This is a genomic window from Vibrio ulleungensis (assembly GCF_016900875.1).
In the GTDB taxonomy this organism is placed as follows: Bacteria; Pseudomonadota; Gammaproteobacteria; order Enterobacterales; family Vibrionaceae; genus Vibrio; species Vibrio ulleungensis.
The window spans coordinates 412,412-430,293 of sequence record NZ_JAFEUM010000003.1 but is presented as its reverse complement, the minus strand read 5'-3'; the positions used below and the strand labels follow the sequence as shown (position 1 = coordinate 430,293).

Below are 17,882 nucleotides of genomic sequence, written 5' to 3'. Positions count from 1 at the left end.
TACAACCCAACAAATCAGAGCAATTTTTGATTGCTCTTACATAGAGACTAATGCAGCAATTGTATCCCTGCAAATAAAAGATTGCCATGAGTTTGGACAAGGTTCGTCGAGTCTCTAATGTCCGTATCGTCAGAATAGAAACAGACCGTTACATTCGACCGTTTATTACACAAAAGGTCGCTGTTTTAAGAATTGAACGACGTTTTTTTACCCTTTGCTAATGTTAACAAAAAGTTGGGGCCAGTTTCTCATTTTGTGAAAAAAGTCTCTTTTTTGCTGTAGCACGCAGTTGACTCAGACCCAATCTTGTCTAAAGTGATGAGACGTGACTAAAAAATCACCGATTTACACTGTCTATGCAAAATAGAACTGCTCATTACTTAGAGATAGCACCAACGGCTTAAAAGCCCTCTATTTGTGATAGGCAATTGGTGCGTAATAGTGACATCGCAACATTACAAGGTAGACCCATCGATGTATTTTTCGTCTAACTTTCTGTTACCGCTCAAATGCGAGACACACGTAAGAAAGGAGACGTTTACTATCTAATGGACGTCAAGGTTTCCCACCTTGGATTAGGTAAGAACAACTACAAATGCAATTAAGGACGTAAGGCATGGCTACAGGTACAGTTAAATGGTTCAATAATGCTAAAGGTTTTGGGTTTATTTGCCCAGAAGGCGAAAACAGCGAAGAGGACGTGTTTGCGCATTATTCAACGATTCAAATGGATGGTTATCGAACCCTCAAAGCAGGGCAAGCGGTAACCTACGAAGTGGTTGCAGGACCCAAAGGTTCCCATGCCAGCAGCGTAGTCCCCATAGAGACCGATTCTGCAAAATAAACCCGTACAGACGAAAAAGCCCACTTCTAAGAAGTGGGCTTTTTCGTTCTAGAATTGTTTAGGCGTTATCAACGCCTAAAGAGTTTTCAATTATAGGCCATCAATAATCGCGTTAAGCGTTGCACTTGGACGCATTAGTTCAGCCACAAGCTCATCTTGCAATTTATAGTAGCCACCTAACTGACCGGCTACGCCTTGCGCGTTATTAAGCTCAGCGACAATACTTTGCTCTTGCTCTACCATTGCACGCGCAACCGGTGAAAACTCAGCTGCAAGCTCATTGTCTTTAGATTGATTAGCCAATGCTTCAGCCCAATACGTAGCTAAGTAGTAATGGCTTCCACGGTTATCAAGCTCGCCAACACGACGTGAAGGTGAACGATTCTCGTCCAAGAACTTACCTGTTGCACTGTCCAGTGTCTCTGACAACACTTGCGCTTTAGGATTAGCTGTAACCGTACTGAGATGCTCTAAAGATGCCGCTAGAGCCAGGAACTCACCAAGTGAATCCCAACGCAAGTGGTTTTCTTTTTCGACCTGCTGAACGTGCTTAGGTGCAGAACCACCAGCGCCAGTTTCAAATAGGCCGCCACCATTCATCAGTGGAACCACTGACAGCATTTTGGCCGACGTACCCAACTCTAGGATTGGGAACAAATCCGTTAGGTAGTCACGCAATACGTTACCCGTTACCGAAATCGTATCTTCGCCTTTCGCAATACGTTCAAGCGAATACTTAGTCGCGTCTACCGCAGACAGAATCTTGATTTCAAGACCCTCAGTGTCGTAGTTAGGTAAGTAGGCTTCTACTTTTTTGATCAGTTCTGCATCGTGTGCGCGTGCGCTATCTAACCAGAAAACCGCAGGAGTATTTGAAGCACGAGCACGTGTAACAGCTAGCTTAACCCAGTCTTGAATCGGTGCGTCTTTTACCTGGCACATGCGGAAAATATCGCCTTCTTCAACGGCTTGCTCAAGTAGGACTGTTCCATCTGTTGTAACAACTCGGACTGTACCAGCGGCTTTTTGAACAAATGTTTTATCGTGCGAGCCGTACTCTTCCGCTTTTTGCGCCATCAATCCAACGTTAGGCACTGAGCCCATTGTTGTAGGATCGAATGCACCGTTCTCTTTACAGAACTCGATAACCGCTTGATACACACCCGCATAGCTACGATCAGGGATCATAGCTTTGGTGTCTTTTTGTTTGCCGTCCGGGCCCCACATTTGACCAGAAGCACGAATCATTGCAGGCATTGATGCATCAACGATCACATCCGATGGTACATGCAAGTTGGTAATGCCACGATCCGAGTCAACCATCGCCAAAGGTGGCTGTGTTTCGTACACTTTTAGTAGTGCCGCTTCAATCTCTGCTTTTTGCTCTGCAGGAAGGTCGGCGATTTTCGCGTAAACATCGCCAATACCATTGTTCACATCCACGCCAAGCTCATCAAATAGTTCGCCGTATTGAGCAAATACTTCTTTGTAATACACTTTGACTGCGTGGCCGAAAATCACTGGATCAGACACTTTCATCATCGTCGCTTTCATGTGCAGCGATAGCAGAACACCTTGTTGCTTGGCCTCTTTAATCTCGGCGTCAAAGAACTCAACCAGTGCAGCTTTGTTCATGACAGCTGTATCAATGATTTCACCTTCAAGCAGGCCAAACGGCGCTTTAAGCTGTGTCACAGCACCTTGCGCATCGACGTGCTCGATGGCTACGTCCACTGCTTGATCAATGGTGACTGATTTTTCTGAACCGAAAAAGTCTTTATCGGCCATGCTAGAAACGTGAGATTGCGATGCGCTATCCCAAGCACCCATAGAATGTGGGTTTTTCTTAGCGTAGTTTTTAACCGATGCAGGTGCACGACGATCAGAGTTACCTTCACGCAATACTGGGTTAACCGCACTGCCTTTAATTTTATCGTACGCAGACTGAATAGCACGCTCTTCGTCTGTGCTTGGCTCTTCAGGGTAGTTTGGTAGGTCGTAGCCTTTTGCTTGAAGCTCTGCAATTGCTGCTTTTAGCTGAGGTACTGACGCTGAAATATTAGGAAGTTTGATGATGTTAGCTTCTGGAGTCTTTGCTAACTCACCAAGCTCGGTTAGCGCATCGCCAATGCGCTGCTCTGGTTTTAAGTACTCTGAAAAGTTCGCAATAATACGGCCAGAAAGCGAAATATCGCGCGTGTCTACTTCAATTCCAGAAGAGCGTGTGAACGCTTGAATCATTGGTAATAGTGAATACGTTGCTAGTGCTGGGGCTTCATCAGTAATCGTATAAATAATCTTTGGCTTGTCTGAAGGCATGAAATTTCCCTATCTTCTTTTGTTATCTATCTATAGTGATAGCGCTTGTGTTGTTGTTTCAAGGGTACGTTTATCATCGCACCGCTGCGTTAAGCTATCTATTTATGTGCCGAATAGGCTGTGAGCACGCCTAAGTTAAGTAAACTAAAACACAGTGAGCGTCGAGCAGTTTTAAACATTTACTCAGATTTTCCTGTATTATTAGCCCACTAAAGACTGAATTCGGCGCGCGTATGATAGATCATTTCGCGGGCAGAGAAAACTTACAGGCACAGCTTGTTTACATTTTTGCAAGGTAGTTAACATGGGTGAGCGCGCCAGTCACACTTCTGAACGAAAAAACACCAGTTCAACCAAACATCGAATCAAACACTCAAAAAGACCAAACTCCCGCTATAGCAGCGACAAACGATTCAGCAAAAAGACGACTAAGCCAATAGCCTCACTCGCTCCTGGTGAACGCAAGATTGTACTTCTCAACAAGCCATTCGACGTACTGACACAGTTCACTGATGGTGATGGTCGAAAAACGTTAGCCGATTTTGTGCCGATTAAGGACGTATATCCCGCTGGTCGACTAGACCGTGATAGCGAAGGTTTGGTACTGCTAACAAACGATGGAAAGCTTCAAGCTCAGTTAACTCAACCCAGCACTAAACAACCTAAAACCTATTGGGTTCAAGTAGAAGGTGATCCAGACGAGGCATCACTAGACAAGCTCAGAAAAGGTGTTGAACTAAAAGACGGTGTAACCGCCCCAGCGCTCATTGAGCGGCTCGACGCCCCATCATTGTGGGATAGAGAGCCTCCCGTGCGCTTTAGAGCCGCTATTCCCACCAGCTGGTTAGCTATCACGATTACCGAAGGGCGCAACCGACAGGTTAGACGCATGACCGCGAATATTGGTTTTCCTACGCTGCGTCTGATCCGAGTCTCTATAGGCCCTTATAAACTCGACGGATTAGGTTTGGGCGAATATCGTGTGCTTGAGGGTTGAGTTTTAGAAACTAAACCACATATTGAAAAGTGTGATTTTGATCGCGGTACTGTCGATCGGTAAACCTTTCTGATAGAATCTGCGACCGTTAAAAATGTTAGGTGTTAAGTATGTCAAACGGCGACAAAAAAGTGATCGTTGGTATGTCTGGCGGAGTCGACTCTTCGGTCTCGGCGTATTTGCTGCAACAGCAAGGCTACCAGGTCGAAGGTCTTTTCATGAAAAACTGGGAAGAAGACGACGGTGAAGAATATTGTACTGCAGCTGAAGATCTTGCTGATGCTCAGGCCGTGTGTGACAAACTTGGCATCCACTTGCACAAAATTAACTTTGCTGCGGAATACTGGGACAACGTTTTTGAATACTTTTTAGACGAGTACAAAGCGGGCCGCACACCTAACCCAGACATTTTATGTAACAAAGAGATCAAGTTTAAAGCGTTTTTAGAATTTGCTGACGAAGTCCTTGATGCCGACTATATTGCGATGGGCCATTACGTCCGCCGCACATTCCCAACCTCGCAAGACGAGCCAGCACAGATGTTGCGCGGCCTAGACGGCAATAAAGACCAAAGCTACTTCCTGTACACGCTAAGCAGCGAACAAGTGGCGCGTAGCCTGTTTCCTGTAGGTGAACTGGAAAAGCCAGAAGTACGACGCATTGCTGAAGAACAAGACCTTATTACCGCCAAAAAGAAAGACTCGACTGGGATCTGCTTTATAGGCGAACGTAAGTTTACCGATTTCCTATCGCGCTACTTGCCTGCTCAACCGGGTAAAATTGAAACGCCTGACGGCAAAGTCATTGGCGAGCACCAAGGATTGATGTATCACACGTTAGGTCAGCGTAAAGGTCTACACATCGGTGGCCAAAAAGGCGGTGGCGGTAACGAAGACCCGTGGTATGTTGCCGAAAAAGATCTTAAACGCAATGTTCTTATTGCTGTTCAAGGTAGCGACCACCCACTACTCAAGTCTAATGGCTTAGTCGCTTCACAACTTCATTGGGTGGATCGACAAGTGATCACAGAAACTAAACGCTGCACGGTAAAAACGCGCTACCGTCAGCAAGACATTCCATGTACCATTGTGCCCGTCGACGACAGCACTATACGTGTTGTCTTTGACGAGCAACAAGTTGCCGTGACCCCTGGACAATCAGCCGTATTCTATGACGGTGAAGTGTGCCTCGGTGGCGGAATCATTGAACAGAAGTTTTAGCTCATTAGCCTAACTAGGAGAGAAGTGTAGTGGCCAATTCGTTGTATGACAGAACCATCGCCTTTGCTGGAATTTGCCAAGCGGTTAGCTTGGTACAACAAGTTGCAAAAGAAGGTGAGTGTGATCATGTCGCATTTAATGCATCGATGACCGCAATTGCAAACACCTCTCCTAGCAGTACGCTCAATGTTTTTGGCAGTGAATCTGACCTTCGCATTGGACTTAAGTGTCTTGCGCATGGCATCGACGGCTCTCCAGATGGCAGTGACATCACTCGCTATATCATCAGCCTGATGGCGTTAGAGCGTAAACTGAACGCCACCCCTGATGCGATGTCTACGCTGGGTAGCAGAATCTCACTCATCGAGCATCAATTGGATCACTATGATTTAGATGACAGTCAAATGATTGCCAATATCGCCAGTATCTATTTAGACGTCATTAGCCCTGTGGGACCAAGAATCCAAGTCACAGGCACCCCTGCCGTCTTGCAACAAACCCACGTTCAGCATAAAGTACGCGCACTATTGCTGTCGGGTATCCGCAGTGCGGTACTATGGCGTCAAGTAGGTGGCAAACGTCGCCACCTCATCTTTGGCCGTAAAAAAATGGTCGAACAAGCCGAGATTTTACTCGCAAGAATGTAATTTGGGTTGCCTAACTAGGCTGCCCTACCCCGAACTTAACCTTAACTTCAAGCACACTCAGGAGAACAACATGGAACTGTCAGCATTGACTGCTGTTTCACCAGTAGATGGTCGCTACGGCACGAAAACGATTGCGTTACGTGAAATCTTTAGTGAGTACGGTCTATTAAAGTATCGTACAGTCGTAGAAATTCGCTGGTTACAAAAACTCGCAGCAACAGCAGAAATTGCCGAAGTACCGGCGTTCAGCGACGAAGCCAATCAGTTCCTAGACAATCTTGCAGCAAACTTTTCGGAAGAAGATGGACGTCGTATCAAAGAGATCGAACGTACCACTAACCACGATGTAAAAGCGGTTGAGTACTTCCTAAAAGAAAAAGTAGAAGCGCTTCCTGAGCTTGCAGCAGTGAGTGAATTTATCCACTTTGCTTGTACGTCTGAAGACATCAATAATACTTCTCACGCATTGATGCTTAAAGAAGCTCGTGAAACGGTTATTTTGCCTGAGATCCGTACTCTTATCGACTCCATTGCAAAACTGGCTGAAGAGTATCGCGACATCCCATTGCTTTCACGTACTCACGGTCAACCTGCCTCTCCAACCACTATGGGTAAAGAGATGGCGAACGTTGCTTACCGTATGGAGCGTCAATACAAGCAAATCGAAAATGTTGAGATCCTTGCTAAAATCAACGGCGCTGTAGGTAACTATAACGCGCACCTTTCTGCCTACCCGGAACTAGATTGGCACGCGTTTAGTGAAGAGTTCATTACTGAATCTCTAGGCGTCACCTGGAACCCATACACGACGCAAATCGAACCTCACGACTACATTGCCGAGCTGTTTGACGCTATTGCTCGTTTCAACACCATCCTTATCGATTTTGATCGTGACGTTTGGGGCTACATTGCATTGGGTCACTTTAAGCAAAAAACCATTGCCGGTGAAATTGGTTCGTCAACCATGCCACACAAAGTAAACCCAATCGACTTTGAAAACTCAGAAGGTAACTTGGGTCTTGCGAATGCGGTATTTGGGCACTTAGCGCAAAAACTACCTGTATCACGCTGGCAGCGCGATCTGACCGATTCTACCGTGCTTCGTAACCTCGGTGTTGGTGTGGGTTACGCGGTAATTGCTTATACCTCGACGCTAAAAGGCATTAGCAAGCTAGAAGTAAATCGCGATGCTCTACTGGCTGAGTTAGATAAGAACTGGGAAGTTCTAGCAGAGCCGGTACAGACTGTAATGCGTCGCTACGCGATTGAAAAGCCATACGAGAAGCTAAAAGAGCTCACTCGTGGTAAGCGTGTTGATGGTGAAGCTATGCGTAACTTCATTGAAGCTCTAGACATCCCTGAGCACGAAAAAGTGCGTCTTAAAGAGATGACTCCAGCTAACTACATCGGTCAAGCTATCGAGCTCACTGATAAGCTTTAGTAAAAAGTAAAAGGCCCTGACAGAGACTTTTGACTCTGTCAGGGCCTTTTTGATCTTATCGGCAATTACACTTTAAACTGCGATACAACCTGCTGCTGCTGTGCAGAAGAGGCCGCTATCCGTTGGCCCATCTCTTCCGATACTGCGGCCTGATCCAAAATCTCTGCACTTAATTCGCGAATATTTGCGACGCTGATATTCACTTCTGAAGCCACTTGTTGCTGCTCTTCAGCGGCTTTCACAATCTGCGCATTCATGTCAGAGATACTCGCGATGCTTGCGAACGTATGGTCTAGCTCTTCAACCGCGTTTAGCACCTGCGATGAAGCATCTTGCGCCAGCTCGTTACTTTGAGCAATAGCATCGACCACATCATTGGTCCCTTTGTGCACTTTTTCAATCACACCTCGAATCTCGCCCACTTGTTCATTAGTACGGCTCGCCAGTTGTCTGACTTCATCAGCAACGACGGCAAAACCACGCCCTTGCTCCCCCGCTCTCGCCGCTTCTATCGCCGCATTTAACGCTAGTAAGTTGGTCTGTTCCGAGATACCCTCAATCACACCTAATATTTCAGTAATGTTGGCATTGTTCTTCGATAAATCATCAACCACTGGAACGGCTTGTTCCATTTTGCTGAGCAACGCCTGCATAGATTCGGTTGATGCCTGAACAACTTGCTGACCTTGAGACGCGGATTGATTGGCTTTTTCTGCCGCATCTACAGCGACTTGCGCATTGCTGTACACTAAACCAGCCGTTTGGGTCAGCTCTTCTGCTGCAGTGGCTACCATGTCCACCTCTTTAAACTGAGATTCACTGCTTTGACGCGACTCTGACGCGCTTTTTTGCGCCTCTATAGACGTGGTTGCAACCTGTTCACTGCCTTTTACTACCTGAGTAATAATCGGTTGAAGTTTATCTAAAAACTGATTGAACGCGCGACTTAACTGCCCCACTTCATCGTTCGATTTCACTTCGATACGTTGCGTCAAATCACCGTCACCAGAAGCAATATCAGTAAAGCGTGATACCAAATGGGTTATGGTTTTGACAAGCCCACTCGACATTACAGCAGTAAATGCAAGAGCAATCACAATCAGTCCACTACCAAACAGCAAATTAGTGCGAATAGACTGTTCAAGCTGCGTAGACATCGCATTATCCAGCGTAACCGCATCTTGCACGATCACATCACGAGGCATTTCCACCAAAATTGACCAATTTTGATTGGCGATAGTAATGGGTGACAGACCTTGTAAGTGCTGCTGATCGTCACTCCAAAAGTTGGTTGGCACGCCTTTCGACAATTCACTAGTTAACGACTGCGCGGACAAGTTTGCGCTCTCAAATCCCGTTAAAAGCTCAAAGCGCTGGTTAGAATCTGCTAGCACTTGTTGCACGGCCCCTAATACCGCCACACTACCAACACCATTAAACAGTTCAGCGTCAGTTTGCTCAACAAGCGATGCCAGTCCGTCTAAACTCACCTCTATCCCAAGTACCCCAACAATACCATCGGTGATCAAAGGCACACTGATGGCTGTTGTCAGTTCACCTGTCTCGGATAACTGCGGAGTCGCAATACAAGCGCTACTGATCTGTTTGGCGCATTGAAACAGATCGCTATCAATCGGATTCTGGAGTGTTGATTCAGGTAAAACGGTCGCAACAGCTGCGCCATCTGCTGCGCGGCGCCAATAAGGAGCAAATCGCCCAACTTCGTTCGAGCCTACATAGTCGGCATTATGGTAGTTGCTGTCTTCACCATCCAATTGGTCCTGCTCAAAAACCAAATAAGCGCCTTTAACAGTCGGAAATACCGCCAGTGTTTGGCCAAGCATCTCATTAAGTGATGTTCGTAGGTCTTCACTTGCTACCCATGTTTCTTCTGCATTGTATTTAATAAACAGTGCATTTTGCGCCAACATTTCGGCTCGGTGCTGCGCTTCGAGTAAAAAACTTTGTACAGAAAGCGCACCTAGCTCAGCGCCGTTTTGCAGCAGCTGCTCTGACTTTTCAATCACCGATTGGCGACTAAGCTCACTGTTAGTTACTTGCGAAGAAACTGAACTTTGTATAGAAAAACCGATCAGCGCAGCGCAGCTGATCACAAGGCAGAGGCCGCTTAAAAGTGTGATTTTCCATTTGATCGAAATTGAATGCATTGCAATGTCCTTATTGCTTTTGATTTGCTAAATGCGTTTAGCACGGATGACGTTATAGTATAATGTACAGTTTACAACCAATTAACACAATATGCGGTAAAGAAAGATTAACCTGCCTATTATGTAGGGGTAAACGATTGCGTTCTCTATTGGTTATCGGCCGAAATGATAAAATTGTTAATCGGTTCTTCAACAAATTCATGTTACCGATTTTCAGCCAGTGGTAAGATAGCAATAACAGTAAAAGCAAGGACAGAAAATGAAAGTTATAAGCTTTAATATCAATGGCTTGAGAGCCCGCCTTCATCAACTACAAGCATTGATTGACAAACATGACCCAGACGTTATCGGCCTACAAGAAATAAAGGTCCACGACGACATGTTTCCTAGAGAAGACGTCGAAGCAATGGGTTACAAAGTATTTCATCACGGTCAAAAAGGTCACTATGGTGTCGCGATGCTGTGCAAAAAAGAGCCTATCTCGGTAGAAAAAGGCTTTCCAACCGACAATGACGAACATCAGAAGCGAATGATCACCGTCACCGTAGAAAATGATAACGGTGAACCTGTCACCATTATGAATGGCTATTTTCCGCAAGGGGACAATATCGCTCACGAAACCAAGTTCCCGTACAAGCGCCAGTTCTATTCCGATCTAATGAATTATCTCAATAGTCATAGATCCAACACCGAAAACCTCATCGTCATGGGCGATATCAATATTAGCCCAGTTGATGCCGATATTGGTATTGGAGAGCCAAACAAAAAGAGATGGCTTAAAACCGGTAAGTGTTCATTTCAACCAGAAGAGCGCCAATGGTTAAGCGATTTACTTGCCTGGGGCTTTACCGATACTTTCCGTCATCTTTATCCAGATGTCGAAGGTAAATATTCATGGTTTGACTACCGCTCCCGTGGGTTTGACGATAACCGCGGATTACGCATAGACGTGATACTGGCTACTCAATCACTTACAGACAAATGCATAGAGTCTGACATCGACTATGAGTTACGTGGCGTTGAGAAGCCCTCGGACCACGCACCTATATGGTCGACGTTTAAATAGTCGTTTACAAAATAAAAGCCCCGCTCAACAACGTAGAGCGGGGCTTTTAAGTACTTATACCAATCGAAGTAATTTACTGGCCAGACAATGGCTTTGGTTCGTATTAGGGCAACTATCTAAGAAAGCGGTCTTAAATACGCTAGGAATCGTTTCTCAGCGGCTTTGAACACCCATAATATGATGAATGTTAGCCCCATATAGAATAAACCTGCCGTTAAAAACGACTCAAAAGGTGCGTAATAGCGTGAGTTCACCAATCTTGCTGCGCCAGTAAGATCTAAAATGGTAATGATACCGGCAACCGCTGAGCCATGGAGCATAAAGATAACTTCATTACTATACGCTGGCAGAGCGCGTCGCAACGCACTAGGCAGTATAATTCGGCGATAGGTTTGAAACCTAGACATACCATAGGCAACTGCCGCTTCGACTTCACCTTTTGGTAATCCGTTGATCGCACCACGAATTATCTCGGATGTGTACGCGGCGGTATTTAGGACAAAGGCAACCAACGCACAAAACCATGCATTTTCCCACAAGGTATCTTTAACTGGGACAAACTGGTCCATCCCATAGTAAATCAGGTATAGCTGTACCAGTAGTGGTGTTCCACGAAAGAAATAGATAAACGCCCAGCTAGGCCCCTTGAGCAACCAATTTTCACTGTTACGCGCAATGGCCAAAGGTATCGCAACGCTCAGACCAATGATCAGTGCTAAGCCAACCAACCACACTGTGGTCCAAAGGCCTTCAAGATAGATATCGATACTGTCGACAATAATAGAAAAGTCCATCGTTACCTCGCTTGAATGCTAAATTTACGTTCAACCAGCTTAAGTAGCCCTGTTGAAACACTGGTAAAGAACAAGAAGATAATTGACACCGCCATATAGAACGTAAATGGCGCTTTCGTTGTTCCCGCTGCTAGAGAGCTAACGCGAACCATATCTTCCAAGCCGATAATAGAGACCAGCGCTGTGGTCTTAAGTAGAACCAGCCAATTATTACCAAAACCTGGTAAGGCGTGACGAATCATCTGTGGCAACAAAATGCGACGAAAAGTCATTACGCCACTCATGCCATAGGCTTTGGCTGCCTCTAACTCACCCGTATCGACGGCCATGATGGCACCGCGAAACGTTTCGGCCATGTAGGCACCAAAAATGAAACCTATCGTAAGCACGCCTGCGATGAAAGGGCTGACATCAATATAATCCGGTAAGTAAGCCGTCCACTCATGATTTGGATCGCTTTGAGTAAACCACTCGTTTAACCACTCATTGATTGAGTAAAGTGAGTTATTCAGCAAAATCTGACCACCGAAAAAAATCAGCATCATTAATACGAGATCGGGGATCCCACGGATAATTGTGGTATATAGCGTCGCAATTGCACGAGCCCAACGATAAGGTGCAAGCTTAGCTAACGCCCCCGCCATACCCAGTACGACTGCGAGTAGCAGAGACAATAACGCCACTTGTATTGTGACTAATGCTCCGGAAAGGATTGAGGCTTCATAGCCTTGAAGATCTAACATGATGACGGTCCAGGATAACAACCAACTGGAGAAAAGGAGGGCGAACCCTCCTTAAGATTGACGTGTCGATTACTGACCGTAAACGTCGTAGCTAAAGTATTTTGCTGCGATTTCTTGGTAAATACCTTTTTCACGTAGAGATAGGATTGCTGCGTCCAGTTTCTCGGTTAGGTCTTTGTCTTGCTTACGCAACGCAATGCCCATGCCTTCGCCAAACCACTTAGGATCAGTAAGTGATGGACCAACAAATTCATACATGTCGCCATCTTTACCCATTAGCACGCCTTCTTCTAGAGCGGCTGCGTCACCGAGTACGGCAGCGATACGGCCATTACCTAGGTCAAGGTAAGCTTCGTCAAACGAGCCGTAACGTACGATTTCAACAGAATCGCCGTAGTTGTCAGTTAGGTACTTGTCGTGCGTAGTTGCACGTTGAACACCAATTTTCACGTCTTTAAGGCCCGCAGCAGTAAATTCGATATCTGCGCCTTTTTTAGCGATAAATTGGTTAGGGATCTGAGCATATTTACCCGTGAAGTCTACTTTTTGCTTGCGCTCTTCTGTAATAGACATCGCAGCAATGATTGCATCGTATTTACGTGCCAAAAGTGATGGAATGATGCCATCCCAATCTTGTGGAACAATTTTACATTGAACGTCCATTTCCACACACAATGCATTCGCCATATCGACATCGAAACCACTTAGCGAGCCATCGGCTTCTGTTTTACTAAATGGAGGGTAAGCGCCCTCAATGCCAAAGCGGACAACTTTCCAGTCTTTTGCTTGTGCTACGCCTGTAACTGCAGTTGCAGCAAGTGTCGCTGCTAATAACCACTTCTTCATTTCCACACTCCTGTGATTGATGTTTAAATTGGGTATTCACCCTAAATACGAGCTAAAAGCTCAAAACTAATTAATAAATGGAAGAGATAAACTGTTGCAGACGTTCTGACTCGGGATTGCTAAATAATTTCGCAGGATCGCCCTGCTCTTCTACCAATCCTTGGTGCAAAAACATCACGTGATTCGACACGTCTCTGGCAAATGCCATTTCGTGCGTTACCACCAACATTGTTCTGCCTTCTTCTGCTAGATCGCGCATAACGCCAAGCACTTCGCCAACCAATTCTGGATCTAACGCTGAGGTTGGTTCATCGAAAAGCATCACTTCTGGATCGACAGCGAGTGCACGCGCAATTGCGGCACGTTGCTGCTGACCACCAGACAAATGCCCCGGGTAGTAATCTTTACGTTCGTAAAGTCCTACCTTTTTAAGAAGAGCTTCTGCGTTTTCGATGGCTTGTTTTTTGGGAACGCCTAAGACATGAACGGGTGCCTCGATGACGTTTTCCAAAACGGTAAGGTGTGACCATAGGTTAAAACCCTGAAATACCATAGCCAAACGCGAACGGATGCGTTGGACCTGTTTTTCATTGGCCGGCATAGCTTCGCCGCGTTTGCCATTTTTCATCTCAATGAGCTCACCATTTACCCAGATTTCTCCAGAGGTAGGCACTTCGAGAAGGTTAATGCAACGCAGGAAGGTACTTTTACCCGAACCTGAGGAGCCGATGATAGAAATAACATCGCCTTTGTTTGCAGAGAGTGAGATCCCTTTTAATACTTCGTTTTGTCCGAAGGTTTTGTGTAAGTCATTGACTTGCAGCGCGGTTACAGCTGACATGCGCCTTCACTCCCTAGTCCATTAGTTGTGTTTGTGTTTTGGATGGGGATTTAAATTAGCATTGAGAAAGGCGGGATGCAACAAATGATTAACTGCAATCGATTACAAATCCAGCAAAAAGAACCGGGGTTTTACACCTATCTGCATTAAAAATCTAATATATTAGATTATAATGCCTAATAAATCGCGATTGAAGAATAATCAACAGGCTTAGCTAACGGCGTAAATGTTACAAGCCATTAACACTTTTAGATATAAAAAAACCACGTGGGAAATTTGCCACGTGGTTTTTTCTAAATTAAGTCATATATCTGACTAGTTAACCCTTTTTAAGTAAAGGCTCTTGGTTTGCTCCAAACTCTCTTTAGCCTCTCGCATTTCAACAACACTTTTGATAATGCCAAGTTTATCTTCTGCCGACGATGTTAAAACCGTCCCGTTTCGATAGTTTGTCATAAATGCATCGAGCGGTACATCAGTGTCATTGTTGGTAAACAAGTAAGACTGGCTAAATTCAGCACCATCAGAGACTCTAAGATCATCCCTGATATCAGAAGGAATTGAAGATAAATCAAGTTCAGGTACAACGATTGAATCGCCGATGTAACCGTATAAGACATGTGTGACAGTAAACGGGGTTGAGCTTTGATTATATGCCACTCGCATCAGTCCGCTCTCGTTATTAATCGCGATGCTGTCAGTCAAAACAATTACATTTGAATTAGTTGATGGTTCTGCGTCGTTTGTGTTTTCAACGCTAAATAGTGAACGATCATTTATAGAAATCTGCCAAGCCGCAGAAACCGTGTTAATCTGGTCAACGTATTTCGCTTCCCAATTATCAGTATCAATAGATCCAGCAGCTCTATAAACCCATGTTTCACCTCTAGAAGCATCGGGATAGTAATACTCAAAAGGACCTGCTCCAGAAACATCAATATCGACTAAAGGGTAAAAATATCCGTTCTTCAACAAATCTAACTCAATTTCGGAGAATTGAATGCCTGATATGATGGTAGCAACACCAAGATTCTTTGCATAAGATAATGTTGAATCGCTCCAATCACTAAAACCATATTGATAAATATACTTTTTATCTTCGTCTAGATACTGAGTAACTAGTACTTTTTCACTGTTGATATAGTCTATGCCAGTACTAGAAATCTGCGGATTTGAGCTCGAGACGTTATCAACTTGAGAGTTAAAGTAGTATCGAGGGTAAGGATTGCCAGAAAGATCATCAGCATTCCAAAACTGTTTATTTTTGAGGTTATTGGTTACATCGTTACCACCAGTTAAACAATCGCCTGTTTCGGCAAAAAGCGATAGCGAGAAAGCAGTGCTCCTTAAACCCAATTGATCACTAAATGATTCTTTAGTGAATGTTGTGGCATTAATGATAGTCCCACCATGCTCTTGAATAGTAACGAACCCATTCGAAGGTATGTCTTCCAACGCCACTGTTAGCTTGCCATTGACTGCATGTACGTTATCGCCAACTTGTTCACCGGCTGCATTTGAGTAGATAGCGAACACAGCGTTATCAATATTACCGATTACTTTTTTGTAAATCAGCGCTCGTTCACCACCAATGCCATCATAGATGTCATATCGAGTACACGACAACTGAGTAGAGTTATCTATATCATCACTTCGATAGAACTCAAATGTAAACTGAGTTTTATTAGGAGGTGTTGTCCCTCCCCCCTGATCACCGCCATTATTACCGCCGCTACTCGCACTACCGCCACAACCAGCTAGCAAACCAGACAATATCGCTACAATAGGTAAGACTCTCATTTTCATACTCTCGCACGTCCTTTCTATGTTGGCGTGTCAAAACTTTGCCGCCAAGTGCATGTTTCCCGTGATATGTTTTGTAAAAAGCAATTTATATGCCGCAAAGAACCTAATGTGGCGACTTACATCACATTAATGATCGAATTGAAGGGTAATTGAGCTGTTTGTTCAAACCTCCATCATTTTCAAAAACAAAGCATAATGTCTGTAAACCAACAACATTTTGAGACCCAACCTGTGTCATTCAACAAAATTTGAAATATTACTACGTTATTTTTACGAAACTGACCCAGATCAATTGAGATAAAAGAGTGCGTTGCTACACTCTTGCGCATCAGTAGAGATGTCTCTCTTTGTTGCAAGATGTAACTGGCTGCGAACGCGAGTTATGTGCTACAACTGAGGGTGTCTTTTAAAGGAATTAAAAATCAATCGAAAGAGGATTCTATGTCCGATGTGAAATACACGCAGGAAGAAATAGAGAACAAAAGCTATTCTGAACTGCACCGTCCAGCTTCTGAGTTCAAATCTCGCTCAGACTACTTGGACAACGAACTGCAAATTATGAAGCCACGCCGTTTCGGCCTTAACTTACCTGGTCGTGACTTCCGCTTCGAAATTGAAGATTTCGTTCCTGCCATTGCCGGTACTATCGGCATCATCGCGATGTACTCTGCGGTTATGATGTCTTGGGCTGAAGGTCTAACTCAAGCTTGGGACCACGTAAACCTAGGCAAAGAGTTTGCTATCGAAGTTGCTCGCGTAGAAATGCTCATCCCTGCGCTGCTGTTCTGTGTTTTAGCGTCTGGCTTTTTCAATCCTCGAGCGAACTTAGCCGGTAACCACGGTCCAATGATCCCACTGATCGGTGCTATTGCACTGGCTGGTGCTCACCCTCTTGCTCTTGCTATCCTTTTAGGCATCTTTGGTCTACTACTGAGTTATTTCAAAGGGGGGTCCAAACTGGTTAACCTCACCTCTGAAGGCACCGCTGGTGGCTTGCTCATATTCTTAGGCTTTACCGGAACCATGAGCCAGATTGGTTATATCCAAGAATGGGCTATGGGGCTGCAAACCGCTGAAATGGCGGCAGGCTCAATGGGTTACATTGGTCTGATCGTTCTTGCTGTAGCTATTGTAATCTATGCCCTACTCGCTAAGCTTGGTCTTCGTTGGCTAGCTATCCCAGTATGTGCATTTACCGGCCTTATTATAGCGATGCTTTTCGGTGCCGGTTTCGATTTGCGCTTCGAAACAGAGATGGGTATTCCAAACCTCAACCCAATGTACTGGTGGGGAAGCACAGAACAAGGTTGGCAACTTGGCCTACCAACAATGGAGCATTTCATCGCTTCACTGCCGTTTGCTATCCTAGCGGTTGCTATGTGGTCTCCTGATTTCCTTGGTCACCGTATCTTCCAAGAGCTTAACTACCCGAAAAACACCGAGAAAGTACTCATGGATGTTGATGACACCATGACAATGTGTTCTGTTCGTCAAATTGTTGGTACTGCTGTCGGCGGTGGTAACATTACTTCATCTTGGGGTACGTACATGATCCCAGCGGCAATTGCTAAACGTCCTATCCCTGCGGGTGCTATCTTGCTTGGTACACTCTGTATCATTGTAGCGATTCTAGGTTTCCCAATGGATGTTGCTGTATGGCCTCCAGTAATGCGTGTTGCATTGCTTGTTGGCGTATTCTTGCCACTACTAGAAGCAGGTATGCAGATGGTTCGAGATACTAAAGATTCTCAAGCTGCAGGCATCTGTATTTTTGGCGCCATTGTTGTTAACCCGGTTATCGCTTGGGCACTGACTATGCTTCTAGACAACAACGGCCTAATTGGTGACAAAGAACGCGCGTCTAAATTGTCGTTTATTGACAAAATTGTCATCCCTGGTGGTGTACTGATTGTTTGTCTACTAGCAATGTTAGCTGTAGGTATGCTTGAAAGTGCCTACGGCCTACCGGCGCTACTGTAAGAAATGTAAACAAAGGGTGGCATTTGCCACCCTTTTGTTACGTAGAAATAATGTGCAAGTAAAATATAAAGTTTTTTTGAAAGTTTAAACAAAAAATAACGATTTATTGATTTAGTTTAGTTTTCTAAAAAGTTTTTTGGGCTATAATTAGCCTTAGATTTAATGCCAAG

14 protein-coding genes are annotated in these 17,882 nt (G+C 44.9%); 7 read left to right on the top strand and 7 right to left on the bottom strand.

Features of this window, described 5'->3' with window-relative positions:
• The first annotated feature begins 616 nt into the window (after window positions 1-616).
• Window positions 617-844 carry a cold shock domain-containing protein CspD gene (cspD, locus tag JQC93_RS10550; RefSeq protein ID WP_205158390.1) on the top strand — a complete coding sequence of 76 codons (228 nt, stop codon included), beginning with the start codon at window positions 617-619 and terminating at the stop codon, window positions 842-844.
• A 90-nt stretch (window positions 845-934) separates the two neighbouring features.
• Here cspD and JQC93_RS10545 read toward each other — a convergent pair whose 3' ends face one another.
• The gene (locus JQC93_RS10545) at window positions 935-3,163 is read right to left on the bottom strand and encodes an NADP-dependent isocitrate dehydrogenase (RefSeq protein ID WP_205158389.1); all 2,229 of its coding nucleotides are present in this window, start codon (window positions 3,161-3,163) and stop codon (window positions 935-937) included.
• 304 nt (window positions 3,164-3,467) lie between these two features.
• Between JQC93_RS10545 and JQC93_RS10540 the strand changes: the two genes are divergently transcribed.
• The 4 genes from JQC93_RS10540 to purB all read left to right on the top strand — a co-directional run bounded on the left by JQC93_RS10540 (window position 3,468) and on the right by purB (window position 7,468).
• A complete protein-coding gene (locus tag JQC93_RS10540) occupies window positions 3,468-4,160 on the top strand; it encodes a pseudouridine synthase (RefSeq protein ID WP_205158388.1) in 693 nt (230 codons plus the stop codon).
• A gap of 110 nt (window positions 4,161-4,270) precedes the next feature.
• Complete coding sequence (gene mnmA, locus JQC93_RS10535) at window positions 4,271-5,380, top strand: tRNA 2-thiouridine(34) synthase MnmA (protein ID WP_205158387.1); 1,110 nt, start codon at window positions 4,271-4,273, stop codon at window positions 5,378-5,380.
• Between the two features lie 29 nt (window positions 5,381-5,409).
• A complete protein-coding gene (gene hflD, locus JQC93_RS10530; RefSeq protein WP_205158386.1) occupies window positions 5,410-6,027 on the top strand; it encodes a high frequency lysogenization protein HflD in 618 nt (205 codons plus the stop codon).
• Between the two features lie 70 nt (window positions 6,028-6,097).
• Window positions 6,098-7,468, top strand: a complete 1,371-nt coding sequence (gene purB, locus JQC93_RS10525) for an adenylosuccinate lyase (protein ID WP_205158385.1) — start codon at window positions 6,098-6,100, stop codon at window positions 7,466-7,468.
• 65 nt (window positions 7,469-7,533) lie between these two features.
• Here purB and JQC93_RS10520 read toward each other — a convergent pair whose 3' ends face one another.
• Window positions 7,534-9,636 (bottom strand): methyl-accepting chemotaxis protein, encoded by a 2,103-nt coding sequence (locus JQC93_RS10520; RefSeq protein WP_205158384.1) that lies wholly within the window; start codon window positions 9,634-9,636, stop codon window positions 7,534-7,536.
• 259 nt (window positions 9,637-9,895) lie between these two features.
• Here JQC93_RS10520 and xthA point away from each other — a divergent pair, with 259 nt between their 5' ends.
• Window positions 9,896-10,702, top strand: coding sequence for an exodeoxyribonuclease III (xthA, locus tag JQC93_RS10515; protein WP_205158383.1), 807 nt, complete (start codon window positions 9,896-9,898; stop codon window positions 10,700-10,702).
• A gap of 116 nt (window positions 10,703-10,818) precedes the next feature.
• Here the strand turns inward: xthA and JQC93_RS10510 are convergent, their stop codons facing one another.
• The 5 genes from JQC93_RS10510 to JQC93_RS10490 form a co-directional block, all read right to left on the bottom strand.
• Window positions 10,819-11,496 carry an ABC transporter permease gene (locus JQC93_RS10510; protein WP_205158382.1) on the bottom strand — a complete coding sequence of 226 codons (678 nt, stop codon included), beginning with the start codon at window positions 11,494-11,496 and terminating at the stop codon, window positions 10,819-10,821.
• Between the two features lie 2 nt (window positions 11,497-11,498).
• Window positions 11,499-12,239, bottom strand: coding sequence for an ABC transporter permease (locus JQC93_RS10505; protein ID WP_205158381.1), 741 nt, complete (start codon window positions 12,237-12,239; stop codon window positions 11,499-11,501).
• A 69-nt stretch (window positions 12,240-12,308) separates the two neighbouring features.
• Window positions 12,309-13,085 carry an ABC transporter substrate-binding protein gene (locus JQC93_RS10500; protein ID WP_236009468.1) on the bottom strand — a complete coding sequence of 259 codons (777 nt, stop codon included), beginning with the start codon at window positions 13,083-13,085 and terminating at the stop codon, window positions 12,309-12,311.
• Window positions 13,086-13,155: 70 nt separating this feature from the next.
• A complete protein-coding gene (locus JQC93_RS10495; protein WP_205158379.1) occupies window positions 13,156-13,926 on the bottom strand; it encodes an ABC transporter ATP-binding protein in 771 nt (256 codons plus the stop codon).
• Window positions 13,927-14,241: 315 nt separating this feature from the next.
• Window positions 14,242-15,732, bottom strand: a complete 1,491-nt coding sequence (locus tag JQC93_RS10490; RefSeq protein ID WP_205158378.1) for a hypothetical protein — start codon at window positions 15,730-15,732, stop codon at window positions 14,242-14,244.
• Window positions 15,733-16,173: 441 nt separating this feature from the next.
• Here JQC93_RS10490 and JQC93_RS10485 point away from each other — a divergent pair, with 441 nt between their 5' ends.
• Complete coding sequence (locus JQC93_RS10485; RefSeq protein WP_205158377.1) at window positions 16,174-17,712, top strand: DUF3360 family protein; 1,539 nt, start codon at window positions 16,174-16,176, stop codon at window positions 17,710-17,712.
• Window positions 17,713-17,882: the final 170 nt, after the last annotated feature.

Bases quoted from the DNA above. Each gene is read 5' to 3' on its own strand.
- cspD (WP_205158390.1), top strand. From the start codon at position 617: ATGGCTACAGGTACAGTTAAATGGTTCAATAATGCTAAAGGTTTTGGG.
- JQC93_RS10545 (WP_205158389.1), bottom strand. From the start codon at position 3,163: ATGCCTTCAGACAAGCCAAAGATTATTTATACGATTACTGATGAAGCC.
- JQC93_RS10540 (WP_205158388.1), top strand. From the start codon at position 3,468: ATGGGTGAGCGCGCCAGTCACACTTCTGAACGAAAAAACACCAGTTCA.
- mnmA (WP_205158387.1), top strand. From the start codon at position 4,271: ATGTCAAACGGCGACAAAAAAGTGATCGTTGGTATGTCTGGCGGAGTC.
- purB (WP_205158385.1), top strand. From the start codon at position 6,098: ATGGAACTGTCAGCATTGACTGCTGTTTCACCAGTAGATGGTCGCTAC.
- JQC93_RS10520 (WP_205158384.1), bottom strand. From the start codon at position 9,636: ATGCATTCAATTTCGATCAAATGGAAAATCACACTTTTAAGCGGCCTC.
- xthA (WP_205158383.1), top strand. From the start codon at position 9,896: ATGAAAGTTATAAGCTTTAATATCAATGGCTTGAGAGCCCGCCTTCAT.
- JQC93_RS10510 (WP_205158382.1), bottom strand. From the start codon at position 11,496: ATGGACTTTTCTATTATTGTCGACAGTATCGATATCTATCTTGAAGGC.
- JQC93_RS10505 (WP_205158381.1), bottom strand. From the start codon at position 12,239: ATGTTAGATCTTCAAGGCTATGAAGCCTCAATCCTTTCCGGAGCATTA.
- JQC93_RS10500 (WP_236009468.1), bottom strand. From the start codon at position 13,085: ATGAAGAAGTGGTTATTAGCAGCGACACTTGCTGCAACTGCAGTTACA.
- JQC93_RS10495 (WP_205158379.1), bottom strand. From the start codon at position 13,926: ATGTCAGCTGTAACCGCGCTGCAAGTCAATGACTTACACAAAACCTTC.
- JQC93_RS10490 (WP_205158378.1), bottom strand. From the start codon at position 15,732: ATGAAAATGAGAGTCTTACCTATTGTAGCGATATTGTCTGGTTTGCTA.
- JQC93_RS10485 (WP_205158377.1), top strand. From the start codon at position 16,174: ATGTCCGATGTGAAATACACGCAGGAAGAAATAGAGAACAAAAGCTAT.